This is a genomic window from Bradyrhizobium sp. 141, from assembly GCF_023074055.1.
Taxonomy (GTDB): domain Bacteria; phylum Pseudomonadota; class Alphaproteobacteria; order Rhizobiales; family Xanthobacteraceae; genus Bradyrhizobium.
The window spans coordinates 1-14,752 of sequence record NZ_JADPKR010000015.1; the positions used below are offsets into that span (position 1 = coordinate 1).

The window sequence follows — 14,752 nt, forward strand, 5'->3', positions numbered from 1 at the left end:
GTGAGCAAATCCCACCAACCTTGAGGCCTACCGCCCGATTGCTATCGTCCCACCGAGCCAAATAGCGCGCCCGCAACTCATAGGGTCACAAGCTCTCAGGGTGACGGATCCACATTTGAGTTTGCATTACAAGCGCTGAGGGCTCACTGCGACAGCGCCAGTATCCCGCCGGCGAACGCGTGCCACGCCGCGCTCTCGCTGATCGGCCAGTTCAGCACCTTCACCGTCAGCAGCGCGAGCGTGCCGTAGATATAGACCGGGTGCACGCGGCCTTCGCTGCGCCAGTCGCGCACCATGGCGACGACGAGCAGGAGCGATGCGACGACAGCCGGCGCGATCGTCACGGGCACCGGGGGCGGACCGGGCGGTCCCGGAGGCGCGAGGAAGGTCAGGAACCAACGCGCGATCGCGGCATCGAGGATCGAGACCGCGGCGAGCAGCATCAGGCGCTTGTGAGTCTCGGGCCTGCGCGTGTTCGTGATCGCGAGCACGAACACGATCGCGAAGAACGCGATCCCGCTCATCGGCACGATGGAGAAACCGATGCCGGCCTCGCGCTGTCCGAGCGCTGCGGAATGCTGCATCACGTGCACGAAGGCGAGGAAGCCGAAGATCGTCATCGCAGTCGCGAGCGACACGCCGGCGATGCCCAGCGAGCGGTGGTTGACGACGCGGCCGGAGGCTGCGAGCCAGGTCTGGAGCACGAAATAGAGAGACCAGGTGAAGAACAGGAGCCCGTGAAAGTGAATCACGGGGCTTGCCGACAACGTCCGGTTGGCGAGCGGAACCCAATAGGTCGGTGCGAAGCCGAGAAATGCGGTGGCCGCGCAGGCCAGGGACATATGCAGATAAAAATATCGTGCAGGCGCCGCATCTCGCGCGCGTACACGACGGTCGTCGGTCACGGTCGTCATCAGGAATGAGTCTGGGAAGGAGGGGTTTGGTTCAACGCTCTCCCTCTCCCCGTCCTTACGGGGAGAGGGAGGGGTGAGGGGCTCTCTCCGCGCGTGAGTCTGCCGACTGACCTGTACCCCCTCACCCGCCGCGCTGCGCGCGTCGACCTCTCCCCGCAAGCGGGGCGAGGTAAAGAAGCCTCATCCCCCCGCGCTCAATTCTGCGCGATCGAGCTCCTCTTCGATCCGGTGGAAGGCGTCGTCGCCGATCACCTCGGTGGCACGGAGATCGAAGATCGATTTGCGCGCGGCCTCGATGGCGCGGCGGCGCAGGGGATCGGCCGGCAGTTCGCCATTGGGGATGCCGCCGCTCGGATCGTTTTCGGCCTGCATCAGGATTGCGCGATATTCGAGCCGCAGGATCTCGGCTTCCTCCGACGGATCGCTCTCGATCGCATCGAGGGCGGCGCGATAGGCGACGGCGCGGGCGTGTGCGACCTCGGTGCCGACGGGATCGTCGTCCTTGAGGCCGAACGCCAGAATCAGCGGCCGCAGCGTCAGGCCCTGGATCACCAGCGACCCCAGCACCACCGCAAAGGCGATGAAGACGATGAAGTCGCGCTGGGGAAAATTCTCCGGCAGCGCGAAAGCGGTGGCGAGCGTGACGAGGCCGCGCATGCCGCACCAGGAGATGATGAGGCCGCCCTTGGCCGAGGCGACCTGCTTCGGATCCTTCGGATGATAGATCCCCTGCGCGACCAGCACCCGCAAGGTCGTGCGGTAGAACGTCACCCAGAGCAGCCGGACCAGCACCACGGTGAGCAGGATCCAGGCCGCTGCCACGCAATATTCCCACCGCACGTCCGCGTCCAGCCGCGTCCAGATCGGCCGCATCTGCATGCCGATCAGCATGAAGGCGAGCACGTTGAGCACGAACACCATCGTCTCCCAGACCGCATAGGACGGCACCCGCAGCCGCGCCGGCATGCGCGCCCCTGCCGTTCGGGCGAGGGTGATGGCGTAGACCACGATGGTGAGGATGCCGGAGAGGCCGAGATGCTCGGCGGCGATCCAGACCATGAAGGTGGTGGCGAACTGCACGATGATCGCGCTCGGCGCCTCGGTCACGCGCTCCATGAACAGCGGAATGATGCGGCCTGCGACGAGACCTGCCACGACGCTGCCGACCAGCGCCAGCGCCATGGTCGGCGCGACCTGGCTCCATGTCAGGTGCTCGGCGGCGACCGCGCCGACCGCGATGCGATAGATCAGCAGCGCGGTGGCGTCGTTGAGCAGGCTTTCGCCTTCCAGGACCTTCACCATGCGGTGGGGCAGCTTGACCTGGCTCAGGATCGCGACCGCCGCGGCTGCATCGGGCGGCGCCACGATGGCGCCGAGCGCAACCGCGGCGGCCCACGGCATATCGGGCATCAACCGGTGCGCGACGAAGGCGACGCCGGCCGTGGTCAGGCCGACCGCCGCGACGACCAGGGTCGAGACGGGAACCCAATTGTTGCGCAGATCGCGCAGCGAGGTGTCGAAGGCGGCGTCGAGCAGCACCGGTGCGACAAAAAGCGCCAATGCCAGGTCGGGCTCCAGCGCCCAGGACGGACTGGATGGCACGAAGGCGATCAGTGCGCCGCCAATGGCGAGAAAGGTCGGGTAGGGGACCTTGATCCGCCGCGCCAGCGCCGATAAGGCAACGGCGCCGAGCAGAAGCGTGATGATCCATTCGAATGTCGACACGATGATCCCCGAAGCCGATGTAAGCGGCGCCACAAGCTAGCACCATCCGGCCGTATGATGGATAGTACGGCCCCGAGGCAAGACTTAAGGCAAGAGTTAAGTCAGGTCCGAAAGCAAGACTTCCGACTGCAGCGAGCATGCGTTTTCAAAAACTCATTCAATCGTCAGGCGCCGTATTGCTTTGCGCGCTCTCGCTCGCCGCCGCTCAGGCTGCGACCGGTGGCGAGCCGGCTGCGGTGATCCAGCTCGATGTCGCGTCATGCCTCGCGGCGACCGCGGCCGACGACATGGACAAGGCCGCCACAGCCTGTGCCGCCGTGATCGACAATGATAAGACGGCGAAGGCGGATCTGATCAAGGCGCTGATCGCGCGCGCGGCGCTTTATGCGCGGCACGACCAGATCGATCGCGCCATCGCCGACGACAGCCGCGCGCTTTTGCTCGACCCCACGCTTGCCGACATCTTCAATGCGCGCGGCGAGCTCTGGCTCAAGAAGGGCGACAAGCCCAAGGCGGTGCAGGATTTCGGCGCGGCGCTGAAGATCGACCCGAACCACGAAAAGGCCAAGGCCAATCACAAGGCGATGGCGCGCGAGATCGAGCGGATCGGCGCGCAGATGGCCGTCGCCGGCAAGCCCAGCTTCAATTGCAGGCGTGCGGCCCGGGCTGTGGAGAAGGCGATCTGCGGCAATCGCGAACTCGCCGATCTCGATCGCGAAATCTACGGATCGCATTTGCGCGCTATCCGCGAAGCCCAGAGCCCGGCGGAGGCGCGCAAGATCCAGCGCGCGCAGGACGATTTCATCGCGCGCAGGAACGCCGGATACGGCCGGCCGGGCTATGATCTGAAGAAGGCGATGCAGGACAGGCTGCAGGAGATCAGCGGGGTGGACGGGTATTGAGGGGCTTTGCATCACGCAAGTTCGTCATGCCCGGGCTCGTCCCGGGCATCCACGTTCTTGTGCCGCGGGTTAGACGTGGATGGCCGGGTCAAGCCCGGCCATGACGGAGTGGATAGACGCGATTTGAACCCATCCCTTGCCAGCCGCGACAATGGTGAGAACCCGACGTCACGGAGCTCTCTGCCATGTGCGGCACGCATCCTCCCGCGCAAACGTCTTCGTTTGCCAAAACTTCGCTGCAAATCTTTCTCTTCAGCGCGGCAATGAGCTTCGTTCTCTCCGCCCCGGCCTCTGCCGCCACCGATTGCATGATGGGGAGCAAGGCCGCTCCTGCGGAGCTGATTCCGGCCTGCAACACCGTCATCGACCAGGCCGCCAATAGCGCTTCCGACCGCGCCGCGGCGCTGCTGGTCCGCGCTGACGCCAATGCGCGGAGCTTGGGCGGCCTCACCCAGGCATTGAGGGACATCGACCGCGCCATTGCGCTCGACGGCAGGAATGCAAAGGCCTGGCGCCTGCGCGGCGACCTCCTGCGCGAAGCCGGCGGCGACCTCAACCGCGCCGCGGCTGACCTCAGCAAGGCGATCGAGCTTGATCCTGAGAATGCGGAGGCCTTCGAGCTGCGCGGTGTCGTCTATACCAATCAGCGCCGGCTCGACCGCGCGCTCGCCGACTACGACCAGGCGATCAAGCTGAAGCCGGATTATGCGCAGGCCTGGTCCGACCGCGGCGTGGCCTATTATCTCGGTGGTGACAACGAAAAGGCGATCAAGAATTTCGACGAGGCCTTGCGGCTCGATCCCGACCGGCCCCGCACCTACACCAACCGTGGCGCGGCCTGGAAGAAGCTCGGCCAGCTCGACAAGGCGGTCGCCGATGACGGCGAGGCGATCAGGCTCGATCCGAAGGTGCCGGAATATTACGACAATCGCGGTCTCGTCTATGCCGCGATGGGCGAATACGACAAGGCCATCGCCGATTACGACCAGGCGATCCGGCGGGAGCAGCGCCCGAACTTCCTGACCAACCGCGGCGATTCCTACCAGTTCAAGGGCGAGCTCGGGGCTGCTCTCAGCGACTATGATGCCGCGCTCAAGCTCGATCCGAACTTTGCGAAGACCTACAACAACCGCGCCGTGCTCTACAAGAAAATGGGTGAGCGCGCGAAGGCCCTGGCCGATTACGAGGCGGCCTTGCGGCTCGACCCCGCCAACGACAATGCCGCGAGCGGTCGCCGCACCATGATCGCCGAGATCGCGAAATTCGGCACTGAACCGCTGCGGGCGCTGAATGCGGTCTCCGGCAACGGTCCGTCCTTCGAATGCGCGACGGCCAAGCGCGAGGTCGAGAAGGTGATCTGCGCCGATCCGCAACTGGGCGTGATCGACCGCCAGATCGCCGAGACTTACGATCGCGTCCTGAAATCGGCGGGCAAGCGCGCGGCTGGCGAGCTGCGCAAGACCCAGCGCGATTTCCTCAGCCTCCGTAACGCCAGCTTTGGTCGTCCGGGCTACGACCTGAAGAAAATCATGCAGGATCGCTTGCAGAAGCTGAACGCGATGGAGAGCTGAGAGCTGCTGAAAAAGCCGAAGTCGAGCGGCTGGCTTGGTCACCTTCTCCCGCTTGCGGGAAAGGTCGACGCGCTCGAAGAGCGCGGCGGGTGAGGGCTTTCTCCTCTTGGGGACTTCCTGCTAACGCCTCTGGCAATCCCGGCGCGGAGGCACCCCCACCCCAGCCCTCCCCCGCAAGCGGGAGAGGGAGCGCAGCGCCGATGCCGCGTGTGCTCTATGCCTCTCAACGAGAATAACCCATCCTTTTCAGCTTGAACCGCGGCCCGTTCCCGGGAAAATAGCCCTCAACAAGGCCGGCAATTGATCCTGGTCATGGCGGGACGCCTATCCTGCCACAAGGTTCAGGGCAAGGCGAATAAAGGGACGGGAGCGCGGTAATGAAGGTCGACGGTAAAAGTCGTTATCATGAGATCCATGCGCGCTCTCTCGCCGACCCCGACGGCTTCTGGGCCGAGGCGGCGAAAGAGATCGACTGGATCGAGCCGCCCAAGAAAATCTTCGACCCCTCGCAGGGAACCTACGGCCGCTGGTTCACCGGCGGTGTCGTCAATACCTGCTACAACGCGCTCGACCGCCATGTCGAACGCGGCCGCGGCGTCCAGGTCGCGCTGATCCATGATTCGCCGCTGACGGGCAGCGTCACCAGACTGACCTATGCGGAACTGCTAACCGAGGTGCAGGCGCTCGCCGCCATCATGCAGGATTTTGGCGTCGCCAAGGGCGATCGTGTCATCCTCTATATGCCGATGGTGCCGGAGGCCGTGGTCGCAATGCTCGCCTGCGCGCGGATCGGCGCGGTGCATTCCGTGGTGTTCGGCGGCTTTGCAGCGAAGGAGCTCGCCACCCGCATCGACGACGCGCAGCCGAAACTCATTCTCTCCGCAAGCTGCGGCATCGAGCCTGGCCGTATCGTGCAGTACAAGCCGCTGCTCGACGAGGCGATCAAGCTTGCCGGCAGCAAGCCGAAGGCCTGCATCGTGCTGCAACGTCCGCAGCTCACTTGCGACCTGACCCCGGGCCGGGACTACGATTGGGCGAGCCTGCGCCGCAAGGCGCTGAATGACGGCAAGAAGGCGCCCTGCGTGCCAGTTGCCGCGACCGATCCGCTCTACATCCTCTACACTTCGGGCACCACGGGCATCCCGAAGGGCGTCGTGCGCGACAATGGCGGCCATCTCGTCGCGGTGAAATGGTCGATGTTCAACCTCTATGGCGTCAAGCCGGGCGAGGTGTGGTGGTGTGGCTCCGACATCGGCTGGGTGGTCGGCCACAGCTACATCGTCTACGGCCCGCTGCTGCACGGCGCGACGACGATCATGTATGAGGGCAAGCCGGTCGGCACGCCCGACGCCGGCGCGTTCTGGCGCGTCATCTCGGAGCACAAGGCGGTCGCGTTCTTCACCGCACCGACCGCATTCCGCGCGATCCGGAAAGATGATCCGGAAGGAAAGTTCATCCGGCAATACGATTTGTCGAAATTCCGCACCCTGTTCCTCGCGGGCGAGCGCGCCGATCCACCGACGGTCGAATGGGCGGAGCAGCAACTGAAGGTGCCGGTGATCGACCATTGGTGGCAGACGGAGACCGGCTGGTGCATCGCCGGCAACCCGGTCGGGCTCGGCATGCTACTGGTGAAGCATGGCTCGCCGACGGTGCCGATGCCGGGTTACCAGGTCGATGTGGTCGACGAGGCAGCAAAGCCGGTGGGACCCAACACCATGGGCTCGATCGTCATCAAGCTGCCGATGCCGCCGGGCTGCCTGCCGACGCTGTGGAATCAGGACGCGCGCTTCAGGGAGGCTTATCTCACCGAATTCCCCGGCTATTACAAAACCTCCGACGCCGGCTACAAGGACGAGGACGGCTATGTCTTCGTCATGGGCCGCACCGACGACATCATCAACGTTGCCGGCCATCGGCTCTCCACCGGCGGCATGGAGGAGATCCTGGCTTCGCATCCCGATGTCGCCGAATGCGCGGTGCTCGGCGTCAAGGACGCGATCAAGGGCGAGGTGCCCTGCGGCTTCCTGGTGCTCAAGGCTGGCGTGAAGCGTGCGCCAGCCGAGATCGAGAAGGAGATCGTCGCGCTGGTGCGCGACAAGCTCGGCCCGGTCGCCGCCTTCAAGCTCGCGATCACCGTCGGCCGCTTGCCCAAGACGCGCTCCGGCAAGATTCTGCGCGGCACCATCAAGAAGATCGCCGACGGCGAGCCCTGGACCATGCCGGCGACGATCGAAGATCCCAAGACGCTCGACGAGATCGGGGAGGCGCTGAAGGGGAGGGTGTGAGGCGACCAGATGGGGCTTGAATAGGCCGCATTTTTCCGCTCAACCCTCATCCTGAGGCGCGCGCCCGGCGCGCGTCTCGAAGGATGAAAGGCCCCGCTGCTGCATCCGGGCCTGCATGATTCGAGACGCCCGCTGTGCGGGCTCCTCACCATGAGGACGAAAGAGCTGCTATGACTTCGAAGCCGTTTCTTGCGATTGTGTTTGCGGGCCTCATGCTCTCCGCCTGCTCCGCGCGCTACCAGACGCCGGTGGCGGTGGGCGGTGACGATGACGACGCGGTCTGCCAGAGCCGCGGCTATGCGCAGGGCTCGCCGGAATACGTGGTCTGCCGCAAGGACCGTGACGTCCAGCGCAACGCCGCCACCGCCCGTGCCGATCGCCGCCAGCGCGATCTCGGCGAATACATGCTGAACCATCCCGAGCGGCCGTAGGTCGTCCCGGTCAACGGAGGCCGTCATGAACGAGGACCAGTTCAACACGTCTTTGCGTAAATTCCTCAAGCAGGTCGGGGTCACCTCACAGCGCGAGATCGAGAAGACCGTGCGCGATGCGATCGCAGCCGGCCGGATCAAGGGACACGAGAAACTCAACGCGAAGATGGTGCTGACCATCGATGGCGTCGGGCTCGTCCACGAGGTCGACGACGTGATCGAGCTCGGCTGAGCTGCGCCCTGCCGGTGTAATACGCGTCACTTCTGACTTCATCTTGGGGCCTCGACTGTTCGGCCCGTGTCGTTCCGTGTCGTGCCCCAAAGCAAGAACGCGGCGGATTGGCTCCGCCGCGTTCGAATAGATTTGGACGTTTGGCGCGAAGCCTGGAGCCTTACTCCTCCTCGTCTTCCTGCTTCTTGCCGCCGAGCGTCTTCAGCTTGGCGAATACGGCGTCGAGGTTGAGGTCGTCGCTCGATCGCTCGGCCGGCTCGAACTCGTCCTTCTTGGTGGTCTCGGAGGCCGGCAGCAGGGTTGCGCCGCCATAAGCTGCGTCGATCGGCTTCTCCTTGGCGGCCCGTGCCACCTCGAAATCGAGCTCGATCTGCGAGCAGAGGCCGAGGGTGACAGGGTCGATCGGGGTCAGCTGGGAGGTGTTCCAGTGGGTTCGGTCCCGCACGCTCGCGATCGTGCTCTTGGTGGTGCCGACCAGGCGCATGATCTGGGCGTCCTTGAGCTCGGCATGGTTGCGCAGCAGCCAGAGGATGGCGCTCGGACGCTCGTGGCGGCGCGAGACCGGGGTATAGCGCGGGCCCTTGCGCTTGGGCTGAGGCGGCAGCACCACCTTGCTCTCCTGGAGGCGGAGGCGGTAATCCGGATTCCTCTCGCCCTTTTCGATCTCCTCGCGGGTCAGCTGGCCGTTGGAGAGGGGGTCCATGCCCTTGATGCCCTGGGCAGCATCGCCGTCGGCGATCGCGCGCACCTCGAGGGGATGCATCTTGGTGAAATCGGCGACCTGGTCGAAGGTCAGCGCGGTGTTGTCGAGCAGCCAGACGGCGGTCGCCTTGGGCATCAGAGGTGCGTTGCTCATGGCAAATCTCCTTTGTGCTTCGCCCACCCCTCTGGAGGCGAAGCCGGTGGTCATCAGCGATGACTGGGAATTCGCGCTATATAAGCCCGGAGGGGGTAGCCACGCAATGGTTCTGCTATAGATAGTGCCTTGACAGCGCCCGAAAGGGGGCCCAATTCCCTGTAAGCCCGTACCTAAGCCCCATTCCATTCATCGACCGCTTCCCGCCCATTTGGCGAGGTGATTCGGTCCCGAGATCGCTCAATGTCAGCCAAACCAGACCTCAAGATCGTGCTTTGTTCTCCCCGCGGCTTCTGCGCCGGGGTGGTCCGGGCGATCGACACCGTGGAACGGGCGCTCGATAAATACGGCGCCCCGGTCTATGTTCGCCACGAGATTGTACACAACAAGTACGTCGTCGATGGGTTGAAGAAAAAGGGCGCCATCTTCGTCGAGGAGCTCGCCGAAATCCCGGAAAACACCACCGCGCCGGTGGTGTTCTCGGCCCACGGCGTGCCGAAATCGGTTCCGGCCGACGCCCAGTCCCGCAATCTGTTCTCGCTGGATGCGACCTGCCCGCTGGTGACCAAGGTGCACCGCGAGGCCGCGATCCACTTCAAGCGTGGCCGCGAGATCTTCCTGATCGGCCACTCCCATCACCCCGAAGTGGTTGGCACGCTCGGCCAGCTTCCGACCGGCGCCGTGACCCTGATCGAGACCGCCGAGGACGCCAAGACCATTGCGCCGAAGGATCCGAATAACCTCGCCTTCGTGACCCAGACCACGCTCTCGATCGACGACACCGCGGAGATCGTCGCGCTCCTGAAGGAGCGCTTCCCCAACATCAACGGGCCGCACAAGGAAGACATCTGCTACGCCACCACCAACCGCCAGCTCGCGGTGAAGAAGGTGGCGCCGGTGGTGGATGCCCTGATCGTGGTCGGTGCGCCGAACTCGTCGAACTCGCAGCGCTTGCGCGAGGTCGCCGAGCGCGAGGGCTGCGGGATCGCTGTGCTGGCGCAGCGCGCCACCGACATCGACTGGGACAAGTTCGGCAACATCGCGAGCCTCGGCATCACCGCAGGCGCATCCGCGCCGGAGGTGATCGTCGAAGAGATCATGGACGCGTTCGCCGAGCGCTACACGCTGCATGTGGAGACGGTTTCGGCTGCGGAGGAGAACGAGTTCTTCCCGCTGCCCCGTCAGGTGCGCCCTGAAGCCGCCGCCGAGTAGACTTTTATGGCGGTCTACACCGACGTTGCCGCCGACGAGCTTGCGGATTTCCTGAAGCAATATGATCTCGGCGAATTGCTCTCCTACAAGGGCATCGCCGAGGGCGTCGAGAACACCAACTTCCTGCTGCATACGAGTACAGGTTCGTTCATCCTCACGCTCTACGAGAAGCGCGTGGCGAAGAACGATCTGCCGTTCTTCCTGGCGCTGATGACGCATCTGGCCGAGCACGGCGTCAACTGCCCGCTGCCGGTAAAGGGCAGAGACGGCGAGGCGCTGCGCGAACTGTCGGGCCGTCCGGCCGCGATCATCACCTTTCTCGAAGGCGTGTGGCCGCGCAAGCCGAACGTGGCCCATTGCGCCGGCGTCGGTGCGGCGCTGGCGAAGATGCATCTGGCCGGTGCGAACTTTGCGGTTCGGCGCGCCAACGCGCTATCGGTCTCCGGATGGCGGCCGTTATTCGATGCGGCCTCACACCGTGCCGACGAAGTGCAGCCGGGGCTGCGCGCGTTTCTCGCGGCCGAGCTCGACCATCTCTCGAGCGGGGTCTGGCCGACCGATCTGCCGGAAGGCGTGATCCACGCCGACCTCTTCAACGACAACGTCTTCTTCCTCGGCGACAAGCTCTCCGGGATCATCGACTTCACCTTCGCCTGCAACGACATGCTGGCTTATGACGTCGCGATCTGCCTCAACGCCTGGTGCTTCGAGCCGGATCATTCCTTCAACGTCACCAAGGCGCGTGCCTTCCTCAACGCCTATGGCCGGGTGCGAAAGCTTTCGGAGGCGGAAGAGGCCGCGCTGCCGCTGCTCGCGCGTGGCGCTGCGATCCGCTTCCTGCTGACGCGGCTGGTGGACTGGCTCAACGTGCCCGAGGGTGCGCTGGTCAAGCCGAAGGATCCGCTGGAATATGTCCGCAAGCTGCGCTTTCACCAGAGCGTGACGAGCGTGCGCGACTATGGGCTGATGCCGTCGGGGCTGGTGGCGTGAGCGAGCTCCCCAATGTCACGATCTATACCGACGGCGCCTGCTCGGGAAATCCCGGCCCGGGCGGCTGGGGCGCGATCCTGAAGTTCGGCGACAAGGAGAAGGAGCTGAACGGCGGCGAGCGCCACACCACCAACAACCAGATGGAGCTGATGGCGGCGATCTCCGCGCTCGAAGCGCTGAAGAAGCCGTGCACCGTCGATCTCTACACCGATAGCCAATATGTCCGGCAGGGCATTACGGGCTGGATCTTCGGCTGGAAGCGCAACGGCTGGCGCACCGCCGACAAGAAGCCGGTGAAGAACGTCGAGCTATGGCAGCGCCTTGACGCCGCACTGAAGCAGCACGAAGTCCGCTGGCACTGGGTCAAGGGCCACGCCGGCCATCCCGAGAACGAACGGGCCGATCAACTGGCGCGCGACGGGATCGTGAAGGCGCGGTTGCAGCAGAGGCTGGCTGAGTAGGGCGTCGCCGTCGGCGCCGCCCGGTTTCGTAGGGTGGGCAAAGCGAAGCGTGCCCACGGCTTCTTCTAATTATGGAAAGATGGTGGGCACGGCGCTGGCGCGCCTTTGCCCACCCTACGACACTTCCCGTTTCGAAGAAGTCGGTGGCCTAATACTTACAGCTGCCCCAGCAGCGTATCGCCGCCGGAGACCTCGACCTTGCCGGGCATCGCCTCGAGGTTCAGCTTCTTCACCACGCCGTCCTCGACCAGCATCGAATAGCGCTTGGAGCGGACGCCGAGGCCGTTGGCGGAGGCGTCCAGCTCCATGCCGATTGCCTTGGCGAACTCGGCATTGCCGTCGGCGAGGAAGATGGCCTCGTCGCGCTGGTCGGTATCGCGCTTCCACGCGTTCATGACGAAGGCGTCGTTGACGGAGACGATGGCGATGGTGTCGACGCCCTTGTCCTTCAGGGCGTAGGCGTTGAGGAAGATGCTCGGCAGATGCATCTTGTGGCAGGTGCCGGTATAGGCGCCGGGCACCGCGAACAGCGCCACCTTCTTGCCCTTGAAGATATCGTCGGTGGTCTTCACCTGCGGGCCTTCCGCCGTCATCACGCGGAATTTCGCCTCGGGCAGCTTGTCGCCAGTCTGGATCGCCATCGTCAGTCTCCCTGAATATCGGTCCCGCTTTTTAGACCGTGGCGCGGGCCCGCACAATATTGCCGGCGGCGGAAGCGGCGAGGGCTTGGGCCTCTCCTTGGGCCTCACCTGGGCCGTTCACCGTGATGTCATCAGCCGGCGAAGCCGCCGCCGTCGAGGAAGGCCTGCTCTTCCTCGGTGGTGTCACGGTTGAGGAGACGGTTGCGGTGGGGGAAACGACCGAACCGCTGGATAATGTCGGCGTGCTCGCGGGCGTATTTCAGGTTTTCGGCATTGTCGGTGTTTTGAAACAGCGCGACGCAATGCAGCTGATCGGCCAGGTGCTCCGAATGCATGAAAGGCAGATAGAGGAATTGGAGCAGGATGGGATCGATCCTGCGATCTGTGCCCCGGTCGATGGCGCGGCGGGCCACATCGCGCGCCAGCGTATCGCTGGCAAAGGCTTGCGGCGTGTCGCGAAACATGTTGCGGGGGAACTGGTCGAGCACGATGACCAGCGCGAGCGCGCCGTCATCGCTCGTCTCCCATGATGCAAGCTCACCGGCGGCCGCCTTCTGCCACACAGCGAGAAAGCGGCGCCTGACTTCCGCGTCGAAAGCGTCGTCGCGCTTGTACCAGCGCTCGCGGCCGGCCTCGCGCCAGAAGGCGAGAATGCCGGATGGCGTGATGTCGCCGATGTCAGCCATGAATCAAAGGCGGCCTTACGCCGCCTCCGCCTTCTTCTCGTCGCGGAGCTGCCGGCGCAGGATCTTGCCGACATTGGTCTTGGGCAGGTCGGTGCGGAATTCGATGTGCTTGGGCACCTTGTAGCCGGTCAGCTGCTCCTGGCAGAACTTGATCACGACTTCCGCGGTGAGGTTCGGATCCTTCTTGACGATGAAGGCCTTCACCGCTTCGCCCGACTTGGAATCGGGGATGCCGATCACGGCGCATTCGAGCACGCCCGGATGGCTCGCGATCACTTCCTCGATCTCATTCGGATAGACGTTGAAGCCGGAGACCAGGATCATGTCCTTCTTGCGGTCGACGATCTTGGTGTAGCCCTTCTCGTCCATCACGCCGATGTCGCCGGTGCGGAAATAGCCGTCCGCGGTCATCACCTTGGCGGTCTCCTCCGGCCTGTTCCAGTAACCCGACATCACTTGCGGACCCTTCGCGCAGATCTCGCCAGGCTGGCCGAGCGGGACTTCGTTGCCGTCGTCGTCGCGGATCGAGATGTAAGTCGAGGGAACGGGGAGACCGATGGTGCCGGTGAACTCGGTCGCGGTCGCCGGATTGCAGGTCAGCGTCGGCGAGGTCTCCGACAGCCCATAGCCTTCGGCGATGAAGCAACCGGTTATCGCCTTCCATTGATCGGCCACGGGACGCTGCACCGCCATGCCGCCGCCGTTCGAGATCTTCAGCTTGGAGAAGTCGAGCTTCTTGAAATCAGGGTGGTGCATCAAGCCGTTGTAGAGCGTGTTCACGGCCGGGAAGCTGTTGACCTGGACTTTCGCCAGCTCCTTGACGAAGCCCGCGATGTCGCGCGGGTTGGGAATCAGGAGATTGCAGCCGCCGGCGCGCACCGCGAGCAGGTAGCAGGCCGTCAGCGCGAAGATGTGATAGAGCGGCAGCGCGCAGACGATCATGAGCTGATCGACATGCGGCGGCGCGGCCATCGCCGGTTGGAGCCAGGCGTCGTTCTGCAGGACGTTGGCGACGATGTTGCGGTGGAGCAGGGTGGCGCCCTTGGAGACGCCGGTGGTGCCGCCGGTATATTGCAGGAAGGCGACGTCGCCCGGCGAGAGTTTTGGCTTGTTGAAGGTCATGCCGCGACCGGCCGAGAGCGCGTCGTTGAAGGACACAGCGCCGGGCAGCGACCACGCCGGTACCATCTTCTTGACGCGGCGGACGACGAGGTTGACGATCACGCCCTTGAAGCCGAGCAGGTCGCCCATGCTGGCGACGATGACATGCTTCACCGCGGTCTTCGCGATCACCTGTTCGACGGTGTGAGCAAAGTTCTCCAGCACGATGATGGCTTCAGCACCGGAATCCTTAAGCTGGTGCTCGAGCTCACGCGGGGTATAGAGCGGATTGACGTTGACGACCGCGAAGCCGGCGCGCAGGACCGCGGCGGTCGCAACCGGATATTGCAGCACGTTCGGCATCATGAGGGCGACGCGCGCGCCGCGCTGCAGCCCGCGGCCCTGCAAATAGGCGGCGAGCGCGACCGACATCTGGTCGAGGTCGCGGTAGCTGATCGCCTTGTCCATGCAGATGAACGCCTTGCGGTCGGCGAACTTGGTGAAGCTCTCCTCCAGCAGGTCGACCAGCGACGCGTATTGGGTCGGCTCGATATCGGCAGGCACGCCGGGCGGATACTGCTTGAGCCAGATGCGCTCCATGGAAAACTCCCCTCATTGACCAGAGCCCGTTGTGTCTCGGGCTTGCCTCATTGCCGCCAGTATCGAACCTGCCGGAACGCGTGGCAAGCCGTCGAGGCTTAGGGCAAAGGTCGGGGAGGAGCTACTGGAATCATCGCGAACG

At 64.5% G+C, this 14,752-nt stretch carries 14 protein-coding genes; 8 read left to right on the forward strand and 6 right to left on the reverse strand.

From position 1 onward, the window contains the following. Positions 1-143 precede the first annotated feature (143 nt). Both IVA81_RS05355 and IVA81_RS05360 read right to left on the reverse strand, forming a co-directional pair. Positions 144-914, reverse strand: coding sequence for a hypothetical protein (locus IVA81_RS05355; RefSeq protein WP_247313353.1), 771 nt, complete (start codon positions 912-914; stop codon positions 144-146). Positions 915-1,094: 180 nt separating this feature from the next. After that, on the reverse strand, positions 1,095-2,672 hold the full coding sequence (locus IVA81_RS05360; RefSeq protein WP_247313358.1) for a sodium:proton antiporter: 1,578 nt from the start codon (positions 2,670-2,672) through the stop codon (positions 1,095-1,097). A gap of 104 nt (positions 2,673-2,776) precedes the next feature. On the opposite strand from IVA81_RS05360, the gene IVA81_RS05365 reads away from it, so the two are divergent. The 5 genes from IVA81_RS05365 to IVA81_RS05385 all read left to right on the forward strand — a co-directional run bounded on the left by IVA81_RS05365 (position 2,777) and on the right by IVA81_RS05385 (position 8,063). Further along, positions 2,777-3,541: a tetratricopeptide repeat protein gene (locus IVA81_RS05365; RefSeq protein ID WP_247313362.1), complete on the forward strand. Its 765-nt coding sequence runs from the start codon at positions 2,777-2,779 to the stop codon at positions 3,539-3,541. Positions 3,542-3,726: 185 nt separating this feature from the next. Beyond that, positions 3,727-5,112 carry a tetratricopeptide repeat protein gene (locus IVA81_RS05370; RefSeq protein WP_247313365.1) on the forward strand — a complete coding sequence of 462 codons (1,386 nt, stop codon included), beginning with the start codon at positions 3,727-3,729 and terminating at the stop codon, positions 5,110-5,112. A 377-nt stretch (positions 5,113-5,489) separates the two neighbouring features. Then, a complete protein-coding gene (locus IVA81_RS05375) occupies positions 5,490-7,400 on the forward strand; it encodes a propionyl-CoA synthetase (protein WP_247313368.1) in 1,911 nt (636 codons plus the stop codon). Between the two features lie 170 nt (positions 7,401-7,570). Then, entirely contained in the window at positions 7,571-7,831 is a 261-nt protein-coding gene (locus IVA81_RS05380; RefSeq protein ID WP_247313370.1) for a hypothetical protein, read from the forward strand. A gap of 25 nt (positions 7,832-7,856) precedes the next feature. Further along, entirely contained in the window at positions 7,857-8,063 is a 207-nt protein-coding gene (locus IVA81_RS05385) for a DUF6494 family protein (RefSeq protein WP_247313372.1), read from the forward strand. Positions 8,064-8,223: 160 nt separating this feature from the next. On the opposite strand, the gene IVA81_RS05390 is transcribed toward IVA81_RS05385, so the two are convergent. Then, positions 8,224-8,919 carry a cell cycle transcriptional regulator TrcR gene (locus tag IVA81_RS05390; protein WP_026202531.1) on the reverse strand — a complete coding sequence of 232 codons (696 nt, stop codon included), beginning with the start codon at positions 8,917-8,919 and terminating at the stop codon, positions 8,224-8,226. A 243-nt stretch (positions 8,920-9,162) separates the two neighbouring features. Between IVA81_RS05390 and ispH the strand changes: the two genes are divergently transcribed. The 3 genes from ispH to rnhA are packed head-to-tail and all read left to right on the forward strand — an operon-like array spanning position 9,163 to position 11,582. Further along, positions 9,163-10,131, forward strand: coding sequence for a 4-hydroxy-3-methylbut-2-enyl diphosphate reductase (ispH, locus tag IVA81_RS05395; protein WP_246924064.1), 969 nt, complete (start codon positions 9,163-9,165; stop codon positions 10,129-10,131). A 6-nt stretch (positions 10,132-10,137) separates the two neighbouring features. Beyond that, entirely contained in the window at positions 10,138-11,121 is a 984-nt protein-coding gene (locus tag IVA81_RS05400) for a homoserine kinase (protein ID WP_247313375.1), read from the forward strand. Next, positions 11,118-11,582: a ribonuclease HI gene (rnhA, locus tag IVA81_RS05405; RefSeq protein WP_247313378.1), complete on the forward strand. Its 465-nt coding sequence runs from the start codon at positions 11,118-11,120 to the stop codon at positions 11,580-11,582. Before IVA81_RS05400 ends, rnhA begins: the two co-directional genes overlap by 4 nt. Positions 11,583-11,737: 155 nt before the next feature. Here the strand turns inward: rnhA and IVA81_RS05410 are convergent, their stop codons facing one another. From IVA81_RS05410 to IVA81_RS05420, 3 genes are all read right to left on the reverse strand, one after another. After that, positions 11,738-12,223, reverse strand: coding sequence for a peroxiredoxin (locus tag IVA81_RS05410; protein WP_247313380.1), 486 nt, complete (start codon positions 12,221-12,223; stop codon positions 11,738-11,740). A 131-nt stretch (positions 12,224-12,354) separates the two neighbouring features. Continuing rightward, positions 12,355-12,909, reverse strand: a complete 555-nt coding sequence (locus IVA81_RS05415) for a DUF924 family protein (RefSeq protein WP_247313383.1) — start codon at positions 12,907-12,909, stop codon at positions 12,355-12,357. Positions 12,910-12,924: 15 nt separating this feature from the next. Then, the gene (locus IVA81_RS05420) at positions 12,925-14,610 is read right to left on the reverse strand and encodes a long-chain fatty acid--CoA ligase (protein WP_247313386.1); all 1,686 of its coding nucleotides are present in this window, start codon (positions 14,608-14,610) and stop codon (positions 12,925-12,927) included. Positions 14,611-14,752: the final 142 nt, after the last annotated feature.

Bases quoted from the DNA above. Each gene is read 5' to 3' on its own strand.
- IVA81_RS05420 (WP_247313386.1), bottom strand. From the start codon at position 14,610: ATGGAGCGCATCTGGCTCAAGCAGTATCCGCCCGGCGTGCCTGCCGAT.
- IVA81_RS05385 (WP_247313372.1), top strand. From the start codon at position 7,857: ATGAACGAGGACCAGTTCAACACGTCTTTGCGTAAATTCCTCAAGCAG.
- IVA81_RS05380 (WP_247313370.1), top strand. From the start codon at position 7,571: ATGACTTCGAAGCCGTTTCTTGCGATTGTGTTTGCGGGCCTCATGCTC.
- IVA81_RS05370 (WP_247313365.1), top strand. From the start codon at position 3,727: ATGTGCGGCACGCATCCTCCCGCGCAAACGTCTTCGTTTGCCAAAACT.
- IVA81_RS05355 (WP_247313353.1), bottom strand. From the start codon at position 914: ATGACGACCGTGACCGACGACCGTCGTGTACGCGCGCGAGATGCGGCG.
- IVA81_RS05410 (WP_247313380.1), bottom strand. From the start codon at position 12,223: ATGGCGATCCAGACTGGCGACAAGCTGCCCGAGGCGAAATTCCGCGTG.
- ispH (WP_246924064.1), top strand. From the start codon at position 9,163: ATGTCAGCCAAACCAGACCTCAAGATCGTGCTTTGTTCTCCCCGCGGC.
- IVA81_RS05365 (WP_247313362.1), top strand. From the start codon at position 2,777: ATGCGTTTTCAAAAACTCATTCAATCGTCAGGCGCCGTATTGCTTTGC.
- IVA81_RS05415 (WP_247313383.1), bottom strand. From the start codon at position 12,909: ATGGCTGACATCGGCGACATCACGCCATCCGGCATTCTCGCCTTCTGG.
- IVA81_RS05375 (WP_247313368.1), top strand. From the start codon at position 5,490: ATGAAGGTCGACGGTAAAAGTCGTTATCATGAGATCCATGCGCGCTCT.
- IVA81_RS05390 (WP_026202531.1), bottom strand. From the start codon at position 8,919: ATGAGCAACGCACCTCTGATGCCCAAGGCGACCGCCGTCTGGCTGCTC.
- IVA81_RS05400 (WP_247313375.1), top strand. From the start codon at position 10,138: ATGGCGGTCTACACCGACGTTGCCGCCGACGAGCTTGCGGATTTCCTG.